At 69.3% G+C, this 11,906-nt stretch carries 12 protein-coding genes; 7 read left to right on the top strand and 5 right to left on the bottom strand.

Features of this window, described 5'->3' with window-relative positions; translation table 11 throughout:
* The first annotated feature begins 53 nt into the window (after positions 1-53).
* Positions 54-1,538: an aldehyde dehydrogenase family protein gene (locus tag A5701_RS16770; protein ID WP_067755883.1), complete on the top strand. Its 1,485-nt coding sequence runs from the start codon at positions 54-56 to the stop codon at positions 1,536-1,538.
* A gap of 72 nt (positions 1,539-1,610) precedes the next feature.
* Here A5701_RS16770 and A5701_RS16765 read toward each other — a convergent pair whose 3' ends face one another.
* Positions 1,611-1,901: a hypothetical protein gene (locus A5701_RS16765; protein WP_067755880.1), complete on the bottom strand. Its 291-nt coding sequence runs from the start codon at positions 1,899-1,901 to the stop codon at positions 1,611-1,613.
* A gap of 194 nt (positions 1,902-2,095) precedes the next feature.
* On the opposite strand from A5701_RS16765, the gene A5701_RS16760 reads away from it, so the two are divergent.
* Positions 2,096-3,244 carry a thiolase family protein gene (locus tag A5701_RS16760; RefSeq protein WP_067755877.1) on the top strand — a complete coding sequence of 383 codons (1,149 nt, stop codon included), beginning with the start codon at positions 2,096-2,098 and terminating at the stop codon, positions 3,242-3,244.
* The gene (locus tag A5701_RS16755) at positions 3,241-4,044 is read left to right on the top strand and encodes a crotonase/enoyl-CoA hydratase family protein (protein WP_082950272.1); all 804 of its coding nucleotides are present in this window, start codon (positions 3,241-3,243) and stop codon (positions 4,042-4,044) included. The genes A5701_RS16760 and A5701_RS16755 overlap by 4 nt, the downstream gene beginning before the upstream one ends.
* Here A5701_RS16755 and A5701_RS16750 read toward each other — a convergent pair.
* Together A5701_RS16750 and A5701_RS16745 are read right to left on the bottom strand one after the other, a co-directional pair.
* Positions 4,041-5,057, bottom strand: coding sequence for an NAD(P)/FAD-dependent oxidoreductase (locus tag A5701_RS16750; RefSeq protein ID WP_067755874.1), 1,017 nt, complete (start codon positions 5,055-5,057; stop codon positions 4,041-4,043). The two genes, A5701_RS16755 and A5701_RS16750, sit on opposite strands and share 4 nt — an antisense overlap.
* Complete coding sequence (locus tag A5701_RS16745; protein ID WP_067755870.1) at positions 5,054-5,554, bottom strand: isoprenylcysteine carboxyl methyltransferase family protein; 501 nt, start codon at positions 5,552-5,554, stop codon at positions 5,054-5,056. The genes A5701_RS16750 and A5701_RS16745 overlap by 4 nt, the downstream gene beginning before the upstream one ends.
* A gap of 188 nt (positions 5,555-5,742) precedes the next feature.
* Here A5701_RS16745 and A5701_RS16740 point away from each other — a divergent pair, with 188 nt between their 5' ends.
* Both A5701_RS16740 and A5701_RS16735 read left to right on the top strand, forming a co-directional pair.
* Positions 5,743-6,888: an NAD(P)H-binding protein gene (locus tag A5701_RS16740; protein WP_067755867.1), complete on the top strand. Its 1,146-nt coding sequence runs from the start codon at positions 5,743-5,745 to the stop codon at positions 6,886-6,888.
* The gene (locus tag A5701_RS16735; RefSeq protein WP_067755865.1) at positions 6,885-7,607 is read left to right on the top strand and encodes a CPBP family intramembrane glutamic endopeptidase; all 723 of its coding nucleotides are present in this window, start codon (positions 6,885-6,887) and stop codon (positions 7,605-7,607) included. The genes A5701_RS16740 and A5701_RS16735 overlap by 4 nt, the downstream gene beginning before the upstream one ends.
* Here A5701_RS16735 and A5701_RS16730 read toward each other — a convergent pair.
* The gene (locus A5701_RS16730; RefSeq protein ID WP_067755862.1) at positions 7,604-8,947 is read right to left on the bottom strand and encodes a DUF2867 domain-containing protein; all 1,344 of its coding nucleotides are present in this window, start codon (positions 8,945-8,947) and stop codon (positions 7,604-7,606) included. The two genes, A5701_RS16735 and A5701_RS16730, sit on opposite strands and share 4 nt — an antisense overlap.
* Positions 8,948-9,032: 85 nt before the next feature.
* A complete protein-coding gene (locus A5701_RS16725; RefSeq protein WP_067755859.1) occupies positions 9,033-9,842 on the bottom strand; it encodes an enoyl-CoA hydratase in 810 nt (269 codons plus the stop codon).
* 97 nt (positions 9,843-9,939) lie between these two features.
* Here A5701_RS16725 and A5701_RS16720 point away from each other — a divergent pair, with 97 nt between their 5' ends.
* The gene (locus tag A5701_RS16720; RefSeq protein ID WP_067755856.1) at positions 9,940-11,025 is read left to right on the top strand and encodes a CaiB/BaiF CoA-transferase family protein; all 1,086 of its coding nucleotides are present in this window, start codon (positions 9,940-9,942) and stop codon (positions 11,023-11,025) included.
* A 44-nt stretch (positions 11,026-11,069) separates the two neighbouring features.
* Complete coding sequence (locus tag A5701_RS16715; RefSeq protein WP_067755853.1) at positions 11,070-11,822, top strand: 3-hydroxyacyl-CoA dehydrogenase; 753 nt, start codon at positions 11,070-11,072, stop codon at positions 11,820-11,822.
* The last annotated feature ends 84 nt before the right edge of the window (positions 11,823-11,906 follow it).

Genomic DNA, 11,906 nt, shown 5'->3' with positions numbered 1-11,906 from the left:
TTTCCGGTAAGGCTCTCTGTAGCCCCTCAACGACTCAGAAGAGAGTGACAAACATGACCGAGGCTGTAAAGGTGCGGTTCGAGCCGAAGATGATGATCGACGGGAAGCTCGTCGACGGGCAGTCCGGCACCTTCACCAACATCAACCCGGCGACCGAGGAGCCGCTCGGGGAGGTCGCCGACGCGTCCAAGGAGGACATGCACCGGGCGATCGACGCCGCCCGGCGCGCCTTCGACGAGAGCGACTGGTCAACCAACCGGGAGTTGCGCAAGCGCTGCCTCTTGCAGCTGCACGAGGCGATCGAGTCGGAGAAGGAGGAGCTGCGCGAGGAGCTCATCCTCGAGGTGGGATCGCCGCGGGCCATCACCTTCGGTCCCCAGCTGGACGCGCCGCTGGAGGACGGGCTGCGCTACCCCGCCAGGCTGATCGACGAGTACGCGTGGGAGACCGACCTGGGTGACAAGGTGATCAGCCTGACCGGCACGCTGACCACCCGCAAGGTGTGGCGCGAGCCGGTGGGCGTCGTCGGCGCGATCGTGCCGTGGAACTTTCCGTTCGAGGTCACCCTCAACAAGCTCGGCCAGGCGCTCGGCACCGGCAACACCGTGGTGCTCAAGCCGGCGCCGAACACCCCGTTCAACGCGACCCGGCTGGGCCGGCTGATCGCCGAGAAGACCGACATCCCCGCCGGCGTCGTCAACGTCGTGACCGCCTCGGATCACTTTGTGGGCGAGGAACTTACGCTCTCGCCCAAGGTCGACCTGATCTCGTTCACCGGCTCGACCGTGGTCGGGCAGCGGATCATGGAAAAGGGGGCCGCCACCATGAAGCGGCTCTTCCTCGAGCTGGGCGGCAAGTCGGCCACCATCGTGCTGGAGGACGCCGACTTCCCGACGGCTTGCATGGTCGGCATCGCGCCGTGCATGCACGCCGGCCAAGGCTGCGCCAACCCGACCCGGATGTTGTTGCCGCGGTCGCGCTACGACGAGGGCGTGGAAATCCTCAAGGGCATCTACGAGAACGTCACGTGTGGTGACCCGCAGGACCCGGGAACCCTGTGCGGCCCGGTGATCTCGGAGGTGCAGCGAAATCGCGTGATGGGCTACATCCGCAAAGGTGTCGAAGAGGGCGCCACGGCGCTCGTCGGCGGCCCCGACGCGCCCACCGGCTTCGACAAGGGTTTCTACGTCAGGCCAACGCTTTTCACCGATGTCGACAACTCCATGACGATCGCCCAGGAGGAAATCTTCGGTCCGGTGCTCGCCGTGATCCCGTTCGACGACGAGGAGGACGCGATCCGGATCGCCAACGACAGCAAGTACGGCCTGGCGGGCAACGTGATGTCCGGCTCGCTGGAGCGGTCGCTGGCGGTGGCCCGAAGGATTCGGGCCGGCTTCATGGGCGTCAACGGCGGCGCGCCGTATGGCGCCGACACCCCGTTCGGCGGGTACAAGTACAGCGGGGTGGGCCGCCAGAACGGTGTCGCCGGGTTCGACCAGTACACCGAGATCAAATCGGTGGCCTATCCCGCCGTCTAAGGCCCGTCGAGATCGCCGTCACGGCTGCGGGTTTGGGCTCACCCGCGACCGTGGCGGCAATCTCGGCGTGGGTCAGGCGGGCGCGACCGGTCGTTTCAGCGTGCAGACGATGCTCCACTCGAAGTAGTGGTCGCCGCCCTTGTCGTAGTCCTTGAAGCGGTGGGCGACCTGGGTGCGCTGCACCGACGACCCGACGATCTCCCAGCCCTGTTGTCCGTAGGACTGCGTCAGACGGTTCGCTTCGTCCAGCACGGCCTGCAGAGATTCGTTCGTGTACGAGACGAAGGTGCTCTCCCATTGCTGGGGATACCACTTGCCATCGGATGCCAGCCACCAGCCGGGGCCCGGTGAAGGGGTGCTCACATCGGGGCACCCTACGTCGCCGAGCCTCGCGGAAAAATGGACTGCACATGACGGGGTGCCGAAAAGCTGGCAATCGGAAGGCCATCTGCCACCCAAAACCACCCCGGCCCGCGCCCGCCCAACGCGTTGGTTGACAATCGACGGCGAGACTCACTTTCACCGATTAGGGTCCTAACGTCAAAGGAGACACCACCATGGCTGAAGCCGTCATCGTCGAGGCAGTGCGCTCACCGGTCGGGAAGCGCAACGGCGGATTGTCCGGGGTGCACCCGGCGGACCTGTCGGCGCAGGTGCTCAACGGGTTGGTGGACAAGGCGGGTATCGACCCCGGCCTCGTCGACGACGTCATCTGGGGCTGTGTGATGCAGGCCGGTGAGCAGGCCCTCGACATCGGCCGCACCGCCCTGCTGGCCGCCGGCTGGCCGGAATCCGTCCCCGGTGTGACCGTCGACCGTCAGTGTGGTTCGAGCCAGCAGTCGATCCACTTCGCGGCGGCCGGCGTGGTGGCCGGGCACTACGACGTCGTCGTGGCCGGTGGGGTGGAGTCGATGTCGCGCACTCCGATGGGTTCGTCGTTGGCCAACGGCGGCCGCCCCTACCCGAAGACCTTCCTGGACCGCTACGAGGGCCAGATCCCCAACCAGGGCATCGGCGCCGAGATGATCGCCGAGCGGTGGGGATTCGACCGCACCGCGCTCGACGAGTTCTCGCTGGGCTCACACGAAAAGGCCGCTGCGGCACAGGATTCCGGCGCTTTTGACGACCAGATCGTCGGTATCAAGGACCAGGACGGAAACGTGGTGCTCAAGGACGAGGGCATCCGCCGCGGCACCCCGATGGAGAAGATGGCGTCGCTGAAGCCGGCGTTCAAGGAAGACGGGGTGATCCACGCGGGCAACTCGTCGCAGATCTCCGATGGCTCGGCCGCGATCCTGTTCATGTCGGCCGAGAAGGCCAAGGAGCTCGGCCTGAAGCCGATCGCGAAGGTGCACACCGCGACGCTGGCCGGAGCCGACCCGGTGATCATGCTGACCGCGCCGATCCCCGCCACCCAGAAGGTGCTGAAGCGTTCCGGCCTGTCCATCGACGACATCGGGGCCTACGAGGTCAACGAGGCGTTCGCGCCGGTGCCGCTGGCGTGGCTGAAAGACATTGGCGCCGACGAGAAGAAGCTCAACCCCAACGGCGGTGCGATCGCGCTGGGGCACCCGCTGGGCGGCTCCGGCGCCCGGATCATGACGACGCTGCTGTACCACATGCGGGACAAGGGAATTCGTTACGGTCTGCAGACCATGTGCGAGGGTGGCGGCCAGGCCAACGCCACCATCGTGGAATTGTTGTGACGGACGTTGACACCGCGGCGCCCGGCGCGCTGACCGAGCGCCGCGGCAACGTCATGGTGATCACCATCAACCGGCCGGAAGCCCGCAACGCGGTCAACGGTGCCGTCAGCATCGGCGTCGGGGACGCGCTGGAGGAGGCCCAGCAGGATCGCGAGATCCGGGCCGTGGTGATCACCGGCGCGGGCGACAAGTCGTTCTGCGCCGGGGCCGACCTCAAGGCGATCTCACGTCGGGAGAACATCTATCACCCCGACCATCCCGAGTGGGGCTTCGCCGGTTACGTGCACCACTTCATCGACAAACCCACGATCGCGGCGGTCAACGGCACCGCGCTGGGCGGCGGCACCGAGCTGGCGTTGGCCAGCGACCTGGTGGTGGCCGACGAGCGCGCCCAGTTCGGGCTGCCGGAGGTCAAGCGGGGGCTCATCGCCGCCGCGGGGGGCGTCTTCCGGATCGTGCAGCAGCTGCCGCGCAAGGTGGCGATGGAGCTGCTGCTGACCGGCGAGCCGATCACCGCCGCCGACGCCCTCGAATGGGGCCTGATCAATCAGGTGGTCAAGGAGGGCACGGTGCTGGAGGCCGCGCTCGCGCTGGCCGCGCGGGTGACGGTGAACGCGCCGCTGTCCGTGCAGGCCAGCAAGCGCATCGCCTACGGCGTCGACGACGGCGTCATCACCGACGAAGAGGTGGGCTGGGCGCGCACCATGACCGAGATGCGCGGCCTGATCAGGTCGGAGGACGCCAAGGAGGGCCCGCTGGCGTTCGCCGAGAAGCGCGAGCCGGTCTGGAAGGCCCGCTAGCCCGCCAGCACGTTCACCCCGCGCTGGAACGCGCCGGGCAACAGCGTGCACGCCGGCACGATGGCGCGGCGCGCGATCGGCGGGGCGCTGGCCAACACCAGCGCGCGGGTGAGCAGCCGGTAGTTGCGGGTAATCCGTTGCCACGCAAACTCATACGACTGCGGCGCCTCGTCGACGATGGCGGCGACCACAGCGGCCGCTTGCTTGACCGCCAGGCTGATGCCCTCGCCCGTCAGCGCGTCCTCGTAGCCCGCCGCGTCGCCCACCAACAGCACGCGCCCCGCGACCCGGCGAGAGACCACCTGGCGTAACGGGCCGCAGCCGCGCGCGTCACCGCGGGTGGCGCTGCCGAGCCGGCGGGCCAGCCCGGGGAACCACGCGAGGTCGGGCCGGCCGCGCGACAGGATCGCCACGCCCACCAGATCCGGCTCGACCGGCGTCACATATGCCTCACCCCAGCGCGACCAATGCACCTCGACGAACTCCGACCACGGCGGCACCCGGAAATGCCAGCGCACGCCGTAGCGCCGCGGCGTTCCGGCCGTCGCCGTGATCCCGACGGCCCGCCTGACCTGTGAGTGCAGTCCGTCGGCCGCCACCAACCATTTCGCGCGCACGCCGGCGGCCGTCACCCCGTGCGCGTCCTGGTGCACGGTGGTCACCCGCGCCCGAAGCCATTCCGTGTCTTGCTCTTTGGCGCGCGCGGCCAGCGCCGCGTGCAGCGTGGTGCGTCGCACGCCGCGACCCGGGCCGTTACGAAACCGGGCCTGGGCACGGCGGTGTTCGCTCACGTAGGCGATTCCGTGAAAGGGCATGCCGACCGGGTCGACGCCGAGGGACGTCAGCTCGGCCAGCCCGCCGGGCATCAGGCCTTCACCGCACGCCTTGTCGATGGGTCCCTCCCGCGGGTCGGCGACGATCACCGAAAGTCCCTGCCGCCGAGCGTGTAACGCCGTTGCCAAACCGCCCGGCCCGCCGCCGACGATCAACAGGTCGGTGTCGTAGTCGCTCACGTGTATCCCAGAGCGGAGTTCTCGACCCGCAATCGCACCTTGAGCAACGCCGCGTTGGCGAGCGTGAAAATGGCGGCCGTCAGCCACGCCGTGTGCACCAACGGCAGCGCCAACCCCTCAGCCACCACTGCAACATAGTTCGGATGGTGCAGCCACCGGTAGGGACCCTGGCGCACCAGCGGGGCCTGCGGCAGCACGATGACCCGGGTGTTCCACCGCGGGCCGAGCGTGGCGATGCACCACCAGCGCAGCACCTGGCTGAGTGCCACCACCGCCAGCATCGGCCAGCCCAGCCATCCGATGAACGGCCGGTGCAGTGCCCACGGCTCGAGGATGCAGCCAACCAGCAGCGCCGTGTGCAGCACCACCATCACCGGATAGTGTGCCCGCCCAAACTCCTTGGCGCCCTGGGCAAAAGACCATCGCGCGTTGCGGTTGGAGACCACCAGCTCCACGACGCGTTCGATGGCGACCGCCAGAACCAGTAGGTAATACATGTCTCCACTATCTCTTCGAAGAGGACTTCTTCTACCGGCTCACGATGCCGCCGCCGCGCGGGTTCACCGCCGCGAGCGTAACGGCATGGCGAAAATCGGGCCGGGAGAGCGCCGTGGCGTCACGTTCGCGATCGGCGGCCCGCAGCCGCCAGGTTTGCGTCGACCGTCGCCGGGTTAGGTTGAAAGGTATGCGGGTCCTCGTCACCGGTGCCACCGGATATGTCGGATCGCGGCTGGTCACGGCGCTGCTGGCGGACCGGCACCACGTCGTGGCCGCCACCCGGAAGCCCGAGCGACTCAGACGGTTCGGATGGTTCGACGACGTCACCCCGGTGACCCTCGACGCCGCCGATCCCGCGTCCACGCGGGCGGCCTTCGCCGACGCCGGGCACGTTGACGTGGTGTATTACCTGGTGCACGCCATCGGGCAGCCCGGCTTCCGCGATGCCGACAACGCCGCCGCGGCCAACCTCGCCGCCGCGGCCAGGGACGCCGGTGTGCGTCGCATCGTCTACCTGGGCGGATTCGTGCCCGCCGACGAGGTGCTGTCCGAGCACCTGACCAGCCGGGCCGAGGTGGCCGAGGCCCTGACGGTGCCGGACGGCGCGGAGCTGGTCTGGCTGGGCGCCGCGATGATCATCGGCGCGGGCTCGACCTCGTTCGAGATGATGCGCTACGTCGGGGACCGATTCCCGCTGCTGCCCGTCCCGAGCTGGATGGACAACCCGATAGACCCGATTTCCATCCGCGACGTGCTGCATTACCTGGTCGCCGCGGCCGATCCCGGCCTGTTGCCGGCGGGCGCGTACGACATCGCCGGCCCGGACACCACGTCCTACCGTGAGCTGCTCAAAACGTACGCGCGGATCTCGGGGAGATGGCATGCCGGGTTGCCGGTTGGCAGGGTCGACACCGGGCTGGCGTCGCTGGTCACCGGCGTCGCGCTGCCGGTGCCACCGGGGCTGGCCGGCGATCTGGTCGAGTCGCTGGACCACCCGATGACGGCGTCCGAGACCGACCTTCGCGACCGAGTGCCCGACCCGCCCGGTGGGTTGCTCGGCGTCGAGGACGCCATTGCCCTAGCCTTGGCCGATCAGCCCCATCGCCCGTCCCCGGTCAACGCCCTGGCCGACCCCCATCACCTGGCCAACACCGACCCCGTGTGGGCCGGCGGTGACGCGCGGCGCATCCGCCACGTCGCGCGGCGGCTCACCCCACCGGTCGCGCGGCCGGCTCTGGGGCTTGTCAACATGGTCCCGGGTCCGCTGGCCGGAGCGGTTCGAACCGGACTCGACCTCCTGATCGCCTTGACCCCGAAGGTGCGTCCCGCATGAGCCAGTCAACCGCCTCGCCCGCCACCGGCACGCTGTCCGAGCTGCGCCGGGCTCTCACCAAAGTCGCCGTGCCGCATCATGAGTCGCCCGTAGTCGTGCGGCGTCGGCGGGTCATCGTGGCCATCACCGTGGTCCTCGGTGCCGTGGTGCTCGGGTTTTCGTTGCGGCGCCATCCGGGCGACTCCAGCTTCTACTGGCTGACGTTGGCGCTGGCGGGGGTGTGGGTCGCCGGCGCGTTCGCCTCCGGCCCGCTGCACCTGGGTGGCATCTGCTGGCGCGGCCGCAACCAGCGGCCGGTCATCACCGGGACGGGGATCGGCCTGCTGCTCGGCGCGATCTTCGTGGTGGGCGGGCTGATCGCCCGGGAGATCACGCCCGTGGCCGAGCTGATCACCCGGGTGCTGGAATACGCCCATCACGGGTGGTATCCGGTGATCGTGGCGATCACGCTCGTCAACGGCGTCGCGGAGGAAGTCTTCTTTCGCGGCGCGCTCTACACGGCCCTGGGCCGGTATCACCCCGTGTTGATCTCGACGATCCTCTACACGATCGCGACGCTGGCCAGTGGCAACCCGATGCTCGGGTTCGCCGCCGTGATCCTGGGGACGGTGTGCGCGTTCGAACGCAGGGCGACCGGCGGGGTCCTCGCGCCGGTGCTCACCCACCTGGTGTGGGGCCTGATCATGGTTCTTGTGCTGCCCCCGATGTTCGGCGTCTAGGAGCCAGCCGAGCCGGCGACCTCGCGGGCCAGCGCCCGCATCGCGGCGTTGTGCGCGGGCCGCGCGAAGAACCAGTACACCCGCCCCGGGATGCCCCGTGGCAAAAAGATGGATCGCTGGGTGTAGCGACTGCCGCGGCCGTCCCGCCGCGTGACCGCGATCTCGAGCCACTCCCGTCCCGGCGCCCGCTTGGTGGAGCGCAGCCGTAGCAGGGCCCCCGCCGCGCGCTCCTCCACCCGCCAACCGCCCGCCCGTGAATTCACGGCGGCCTCCGCCGCCCGCCAGACGTCGGCGGGTTCGGTGGCGGTTTCGGCGGTGCGCAGATCGGTGTAGACGATCTCGCCCGCCCAGTCCGGGTCGCTGGGCAGCGCCTCGGCCGGTTCGGACCGCAGCGACGACCACGAGGGTTCCGGGACGCCCCGCGCGGCCCGCTCGAGCGCCAGTTCGACGGACCGGCGATAGCCGGTCAGGCCGCCGGGCGGCGGTTCGATGATGCCGTCGACGTCGTGGTTGCGCATGACGGCGTCGCACTCCAGCGATTCGATCAGCGGCCGCGCCAGCCCCGGCGGGATCGGTGTCACGGTCCCCACCCAGAGGCTGGCGATCGTCGGTGTCAGGAACGGCAACACGATCAGATAGCGCTTGCCCAGCCCCGCCACGTCGGCGTAGACGCGCATCATGTCGCCGTACTCGAGCACGTCGGGTCCGCCGATGTCCCAGGTGCGCGATGACGGGACCGGCGCCGTGGCCGCGGCGACCAGGTAGTAGAGCACGTCGCGCACCGCGATCGGCTGAATCTTGTTGTGCACCCATTTCGGGGTGGTCATCACCGGCAACCGGTCGGTGAGGTGCCGAATCATCTCGAACGAAGCCGATCCCGAGCCGACCACGACCCCCGCCTGCAGCACGACGGTTTCGATGCCCGAGGCGATCAGCGCCTCGCCCACCGCCGCCCGCGACTCGAGATGCGGCGAGAGCTTGCCGCCCTCGGGATGCAGCCCGCTCAGGTAGACGACGCGCCGCACCCCGGCGCGCCGCGCCGCCGTCACCACGTTGCCGACCGCCCGGGCTTCCTCGTCGGCGAAATCCTTCGACGTGCCCATCGAGTGGACCAGGTAGTAGACGACGTCGATCCCGTCGAACGCCGCGACGAGGGAATCGACGTCACCCAGATCGCCGCGCGCGACCTCGGCCTGTTGCCGCCACGGCACGTCCTCCAACTTGGCCGGGTTGCGGGCCAAGGCGCGCACCTGGTGACCTTCGTCCAGCAGTCGCGGCGCCAGCCGGGCGCCGATGTAGCCGGTCGCCCCGGTCACGAGACAGCGCAGCTGTCCAGCCATGGGATCTCCGTTCGTCGTCTTCCAATTATTCGGACCCGACGCGGGGGAGGATTACCGGCTTGGGCCACCCGTAAGCGCGATGGCGTCAGCGATCGGTGAAGTCCGGCGTGCGGCGCTGCTGGAAAGCGGTTGCGCCCTCGACGAAGTCATGCGAGCGCAGCAGCACGGCCTGCCCCTCGTATTCGCGCTGCAGGGCCGGATCCAGCTGGGCGAGCGTGGCCGCGTTGATGGCGAGCTTCGTCTTGCCGAACGCCACCGCGGGGCCCGCCAACAGCCGCGCGATCACCTTGTCCACCTCCGCCTCGAACTCGTCGGCCGAATAGACCGCGCTGACCAGGCCCCAGGACAGCGCCTCGGCGGCCGGTAGGCGTTCGGGCAGCAACGCCATGTGCATCGCCCGGATGCGCCCTACGGCGGCGGCGATCAGCGCGGACGCGCCACCATCCGGCATCAGCCCGATCTTGGTGAAGGCGAGCATGAAAAACGCGCTCTCCGAAGCCAATACGACGTCACAGGCGAGCGCCAGGGAAACACCCACGCCGGCCGCCGGTCCCTGGACCGCGGCCACCACGGGGTGCGGCACGGCCGCGATCGCCCGGATCAGGCGGTTGATCTCCAGCACGATCTCGTCCGGCTGGACCCCGGTCTCGGACACGTCGTCGGCGCTGATGCCGGCCCCGGAACAAAACCCCCGGCCGGCACCGCCCAGGCGCACGACCCTGACTTCGGGGTCGGTCGCCGCGCGCTCCATCGCGTCGGCGATGCCGGTAATCACCGGCACGGTCAGGGAATTGAGGCTGTCCGGCCGGTCGATGGTCACCGACAGCACGCCGTCGGACAGCGTGACGGAAAGGCCTGCGACGGGCGCCAGTGTGTCGATCGCGGATTGGGGCATGGGCTCACCCTAAGTGACCGGGCTGCGTGCCCGTCGAACGCGGCTGCGAAGATGCCAACAACAACGGGCGTCAGAGCAGACGAAAGGTCGGTAGATCGTGGCTGGACCGCTGAAGGGGCTTCGGGTCGTCGAGTTGGCCGGGATCGGGCCGGGCCCGCACGCGGCGATGATCCTGGGGGATCTGGGCGCCGACGTGGTGCGCATCGATCGGCCGTCAACCGGTCCCGGTGGTGTGGCCAAGGACGCCATGCTGCGCAACCGGCGCGTGGTGGCCGTCGACCTGAAGTCCGACGAGGGACGCGCCGTCGTGCTGAAGCTCGTCGCCAAGGCCGACGTGTTGATCGAGGGCTTCCGGCCCGGCGTCACCGAGCGGTTGGGGCTCGGCCCCGAGCAGTGCGCCGAGGTCAACGAGCGGCTGATCTACGCCCGGATGACCGGCTGGGGACAATCCGGCCCGCGCAGCCAGCAGGCGGGCCACGACATCAACTACATCTCGCTCAACGGGATCCTGCATGCCATCGGCCGGGCGGACGAGCGGCCGGTGCCACCGCTGAACCTGGTCGGCGACTTCGGCGGCGGCTCGATGTTCCTGTTGGTCGGGATCTTGTCCGCGTTGTGGGAGCGGCAGAAGTCCGGCAAGGGTCAGGTCGTCGACGCCGCGATGGTCGACGGCTCGAGCATGCTGATCCAGATGATGTGGTCAATGCGCTCGCTGGGCATGTGGTCCGACGTGCGCGGCACCAACATGCTCGACGGCGGCGCGCCCTACTACGACACCTACGAGTGCGCCGACGGACGCTACGTCGCCGTCGGCGCCATCGAGCCGCAGTTCTACGCCGCCATGCTGGCGGGGCTGGGCCTGGACGCGGCGAACCTGCCGGCGCAGAACGACGTCAGCCGCTGGCCCGAGCTGCGCGCGGCGCTGACGGCGGCGTTCGCCGGCCACGACCGCGACCACTGGGCCAAGGTGTTCGCCGATTCCGACGCCTGCGTGACCCCGGTGCTGGCGTTCGGGGAGGTGCACACCGAGCCGCACATCACCGAGCGGAACACCTTCTACGAGGTGGACGGCAGCCCGCAGCCGTTGCCCGCACCGCGGTTTTCCCGCTCCACCCCGGACGTGCCCCGCCCGCCGGCGGCCCCGCTGCCCGACGTCCAAGCGGTGCTGGCCGACTGGGTATAGTCGCCAACCAACTGGTTGGCTGGACTCGTAGGGAAAGGACTCGCATGAAGATCAAGGACGCCGTCGCCGTCGTCACCGGAGGCGCCTCAGGACTGGGCCTGGCCACCACCAAGCGGCTGCTCGACGCCGGGGCGCAGGTCGTGGTGATCGACCTGCGCGGCGAAGAGGCGGTCCAGGAGCTCGGCGAACGCGCGCGTTTTGTGCAGGCCGACGTCACCGATGAGGCCGCCGTCGGCAACGCGCTGGACACCGCCGAGTCGATGGGTCCGCTGCGCATCAACGTCAACTGCGCGGGCATCGGCAACGCCATCAAGACGCTGTCCAAGGACGGCCCGTTCCCGCTGGACGCCTTCAAGAAGGTGGTCGGCGTCAACCTGATCGGCACGTTCAACGTGCTGCGGCTGGCCGCCGAGCGCATCGCCAAGACCGAGCCGATCGGTGAGGAGCGGGGCGTGATCATCAACACCGCCTCGGTGGCGGCGTTCGAGGGCCAGATCGGCCAGGCCGCCTACTCGGCGTCCAAGGGCGGCGTGGTCGGCATGACGCTGCCGATCGCCCGCGACCTGTCGCGCGAACTGATCCGCGTGGTGACCATCGCGCCCGGGCTGTTCAAGACGCCGCTGCTGGGCTCGCTGCCCGAGGAGGCGCAGGCCTCGCTCGGCAAGCAGGTGCCGCACCCGGCCCGGCTCGGCGACCCCGACGAGTACGGCGCGCTGGCCGTGCACATCGTCGAGAACCCGATGCTCAACGGCGAGGTCATCCGCTTGGACGGGGCCATCCGCATGGCGCCCCGCTGAGACCCCTGAACACGAAAGCCCCCCGCTCGTCGCGGGGGGCTTTCGTAAAGGAGAGAGAACTTATCGACGGAACCATCGACTGAC

This window comes from Mycobacterium sp. E3305 (assembly GCF_001666785.1).
In the GTDB taxonomy this organism is placed as follows: Bacteria; Actinomycetota; Actinomycetes; order Mycobacteriales; family Mycobacteriaceae; genus Mycobacterium.
Note: the sequence above shows the minus strand (reverse complement) of the source record. Positions and strands in the feature narration are given on the sequence as shown.

What these genes read in the sequence shown, in the direction of transcription:
- A5701_RS16770 (WP_067755883.1), top strand. Translation starts at nt 54, where the DNA reads ATGACCGAGGCTGTAAAGGTGCGGTTCGAGCCGAAGATGATGATCGAC.
- A5701_RS16760 (WP_067755877.1), top strand. Translation starts at nt 2,096, where the DNA reads ATGGCTGAAGCCGTCATCGTCGAGGCAGTGCGCTCACCGGTCGGGAAG.
- A5701_RS16745 (WP_067755870.1), bottom strand. Translation starts at nt 5,554, where the DNA reads ATGTATTACCTACTGGTTCTGGCGGTCGCCATCGAACGCGTCGTGGAG.
- A5701_RS16740 (WP_067755867.1), top strand. Translation starts at nt 5,743, where the DNA reads ATGCGGGTCCTCGTCACCGGTGCCACCGGATATGTCGGATCGCGGCTG.
- A5701_RS16735 (WP_067755865.1), top strand. Translation starts at nt 6,885, where the DNA reads ATGAGCCAGTCAACCGCCTCGCCCGCCACCGGCACGCTGTCCGAGCTG.
- A5701_RS16730 (WP_067755862.1), bottom strand. Translation starts at nt 8,947, where the DNA reads ATGGCTGGACAGCTGCGCTGTCTCGTGACCGGGGCGACCGGCTACATC.
- A5701_RS16725 (WP_067755859.1), bottom strand. Translation starts at nt 9,842, where the DNA reads ATGCCCCAATCCGCGATCGACACACTGGCGCCCGTCGCAGGCCTTTCC.
- A5701_RS16715 (WP_067755853.1), top strand. Translation starts at nt 11,070, where the DNA reads ATGAAGATCAAGGACGCCGTCGCCGTCGTCACCGGAGGCGCCTCAGGA.